This window comes from Frankia nepalensis (genome assembly GCF_016786325.1).
Classification (GTDB): domain Bacteria; phylum Actinomycetota; class Actinomycetes; order Frankiales; family Frankiaceae; genus Pseudofrankia; species Pseudofrankia nepalensis.
Window position 1 is genome coordinate 1 of the sequence record NZ_JADWYU010000306.1, and the last position, 3,382, is coordinate 3,382.

A 3,382-nucleotide genomic window follows, 5' to 3' on the forward strand; every position below is an offset into this window, starting at 1 on the left:
ATCTGGACGAAGAGCGCCGACGAGATCCTCGAAACCCTCGCCGCCTACTGCCAACGAATTAACGACTCAAGACACTACGTCACGGCAACGACGCAGCTCACGGACCGCGACGCGCGTAGCGGGCGGCGTAGCGCCGCCGCTACACCCGAGCCCAGCCGCTACGGCCCAACGGGGCCTAGACGATCAACGCCGGACGAGTTCCGCCCGCTTGCAGACTGCTTCCTTTCGCAAGCAGTCTGTATCAAGTCCTCATGTCTGCCGTGGGTGCCGCATCGCCTCATAGGCGGCATTCAGCTCTTTGACCCCGGAAAATTTCTCGGCCCGCATTGCGTCTGCCACTTCCGCCACGCGCCAGAAATGAGACGGCACGAGTTTGCCGGACTCGACGGCTCCCATTGCCGCGTGCAGCGCCTCGTCACTTTTGCCCGCGTAGGTCAGCGTCAACGCTAGGTCGATGCTTGCCATAACGGCCCGACGCGGCCAACGAGGAGGGAGGGACATCGGAGCGCCAATCTTCCGGATCACCTCACGGGCAAAATCTTCGGCCGCCAGATCGCGTATCCACGTGAGTGTAGTCGCTGTGTAGGAGACGGCCTTCGCTGGATCGTACCGATAGTGATGTTCCGGACGGGCAGGATCATTGAGAGACGAAGCCATCTTCTGAACTCGATCGATCGCGCGGTAGGTCTCTTCACGGGAGCCCAGGCGCGCCCATCCCCGGCCTTCCTGTGCCGCGGCCTGTATCGCGATCGAACTTCCGCGCGGAGCGAAACTCCGCGCCGCGCGCGAAAGCTCGACAGCGATACGGAATTGACTGGACGTCAGCGCCTGCCATGCCCGCGTTTCATAGCACCAGGCAATTATCTCGGGATTCTCCGCCTGTTCGGCGAGGCTCAGCGCAGTAGAGAGATACGTGGAAGCGGCCCGATCGCGTTCAAGGTCGATAAGAACCGTCGCCCCGAGCAACGACGTCCAGCCACCCACCAGAAGAAGCCGGCGGTGCTCGTGAAGTTTTTTCCGGGAATCCATCAGCCCCGCGACGTGGTCCAGTACCCGGTTGATCTCCAGCAGAAGCAGGCTGGGCGGCTCGAACTGATACTGGCACGCCAGATCATCGAAGCCGGACTCAAGAGATGTGAGCGTCGAATCACCGACGTCACTTGCCGCGACCCGTCGCGCAAGCTCTTCCGCCTCTTCGGGGTCACGCCATAGTGCCCCAGCGGCGCTAAACGCCGCCTCGCGTTTCCCAACCGGGGACACGTGCGGAACGGGTCGCAAGGTTGGCGCCGCCTCCGCCTGAATGAGCCGGTCGAGTTCCTCGTAGTCGACGTTCAGCGCCCTCGCTAGCTCGCTTCGATTTTCGGGATATGGCTCCGTTTTGCCCTGTTCCCAACGAGCGACCGTCGACCGGTCGACACCGACGGCTTCGGCAAGATCTTCCTGGCTGTAGCCCATGGCCTTGCGGCGCGCCGCAAGCGCGGATCGCTTCTGGGGAGTCGGCACGCTGGTCCTCCGCGTCGGCCGTATCGGCCCGTGTGACTGGACTCGGCTCAGTATGCGCCCAGCCCGCGCCGTGCGCCGAGGATGCGTCACAGACGCTCTCGCCCGCCCCGTATGGCCAACAGATGCTCGGTGCAGGCCCCCGGGCCGGGTACCCCCCGTCGGTCCCGGCCCGGGGCGCCGGACAAGCGGCCCCACGCGCGCCAGCCTCGGACGCGCCAAGAAGGAATGGTGAGATGAACGGCAGGTATCGCCGCAGGCGCCGCCCTCGGCGCCAGCTCGGCTCGTGGACACTCGCACTCGTTGACAACGGCGAGGGGCCGGTACTTGCCTGGGTAAGGCTCTACCGCGATGACGACCACAATCATCACCCCAGAAACATGGCAAGGATGGTGAACGCATGATTAGCCGGGGGCCTGCGACCGATTCGGGACCGGTGACAACGGTGAGGGCGTCACCGGGCGCGACGGCGGCAGATCTGGCGGAACAAATCGCGCGACTGCCGAGCGACGCTGTCTTCATCGGCGGCTTCGGCGACGTCGGCTTGGTGCTGGCCTTCGGCCCAGCGGACGGGTCCGCCTCCGACCGGGACCTCTTGGCGGCCGTGGTCGCGGCACTGGAGCCGCAGGACTTCACACGTTGGGCCGCAGGGCCACCCGAAGCCGTGCGCTAACTCTTGCGAGCACGCTGCAAGCGCAGCTCAAGGCCAATTTTCATGCGGCAAGAGCGCACTGTAGCGTGATCGTATAGATTCTCAGCGCGTGCACCCCGGCGGTGTGGCCGGCGAGAACGCGCAGCTGAGCGGAGCCGGCGGTCGGCGTCGTCCACGCCATGGACAGGACCGGGCCGAGGCGCGCGGGCTGATGGCGGCCAGTGGGCACCGGATGACGGCCGCCACGGAATACGGAATGTGGTGGACCGAAGGGAGGGTTCGTCAACGATGATGGTCACGGGCCCGGCGTTCGAGGGCGCGCCTGTGTCGGCCTCGACGTTGTGGCGGAGCCGCCGGGCCCGTGCGCCCAGGGGGCCGACCTTCAGGCGGTGACTCGGCTGGGTTGGTAGCGCAGCGCGACCGCCCCCGATTGGAACTCCTGGCGCCCCACGAGCTTCAGCTCGAGCCGCTCGCTCAGGCCGGCGAACAACGTCGGCCCGTGGCCCGCCACGACGGGCTGCACGACGAACTCGTACTCATCGATCAATCCCAGATCCGCCAAGGCCAGCGGGAGGGCCACGCCGCCTACGGCCAGGCCGCTGCCAGGCTCCTCCTTGAGCTGCGCAACAGCTTTCCCCAGGTCACCCCGCACGAGCTCCGCGTTCCAGTCGACCCGTTCCAGGGTGCTCGACACGACGTACTTCTTCGCCCCGTCGATCGTCTCGGCGAAGGGGACCATCCAGTCAGCCATCCAGTCGGGCCACGTCCCCGCCGCCGACCGCCGCCACGCCTCCTCCATCATCTCGTAGGTCACCCGTCCGAAGAGCAGGGCATCGGCTCGTTCCAGGTTGGCGGCGTGATGGCGATGCAACTCCTCGTCCGGGATGATCGCCCGGTGGTCGCAGCAGCCGTCGAGGGTGATGTTGATCGAGTATCGGAGGGGTCTCACGGGTCGTTCTCCCTTGCTGCGGTCACCGGCACCTGGCGGACCACAATCAGACCGGCGCCGCCGCCAGTTCTCATCGGTCCCCGCTCGGACCCGTCGCAAGGGCGTGCGGATCCACGCCCGCTGACCAGGCAGCCGCCGCGGACGGGGTCCGCGTGACGGTGTCGCTCCAGAAGCGGTTCAGCAGGTCGGCACCCACAGGATGCCGTCTGAACCGCGCCGGGTTTGATGGAGGGAGTGAAACCAGGAGGAAGCGGACGACATGGGCGCGCCGAGGAAGTACC

General features: G+C 66.4%; 3 protein-coding genes. 1 reads left to right on the plus strand and 2 read right to left on the minus strand.

The genetic code is table 11. The annotated features are described in order from the left end of the window. Positions 1–249: 249 nt before the first annotated feature. A complete protein-coding gene (locus I6A81_RS40760; RefSeq protein WP_203008158.1) occupies positions 250–1,503 on the minus strand; it encodes a helix-turn-helix transcriptional regulator in 1,254 nt (417 codons plus the stop codon). Positions 1,504–1,900: 397 nt separating this feature from the next. Between I6A81_RS40760 and I6A81_RS40765 the strand changes: the two genes are divergently transcribed. Continuing rightward, positions 1,901–2,173, plus strand: a complete 273-nt coding sequence (locus tag I6A81_RS40765; RefSeq protein ID WP_203008160.1) for a hypothetical protein — start codon at positions 1,901–1,903, stop codon at positions 2,171–2,173. 361 nt (positions 2,174–2,534) lie between these two features. Here the strand turns inward: I6A81_RS40765 and I6A81_RS40770 are convergent, their stop codons facing one another. Next, positions 2,535–3,101 (minus strand): dihydrofolate reductase family protein, encoded by a 567-nt coding sequence (locus I6A81_RS40770; protein ID WP_203008162.1) that lies wholly within the window; start codon positions 3,099–3,101, stop codon positions 2,535–2,537. Between the last annotated feature and the right edge of the window lie 281 nt (positions 3,102–3,382).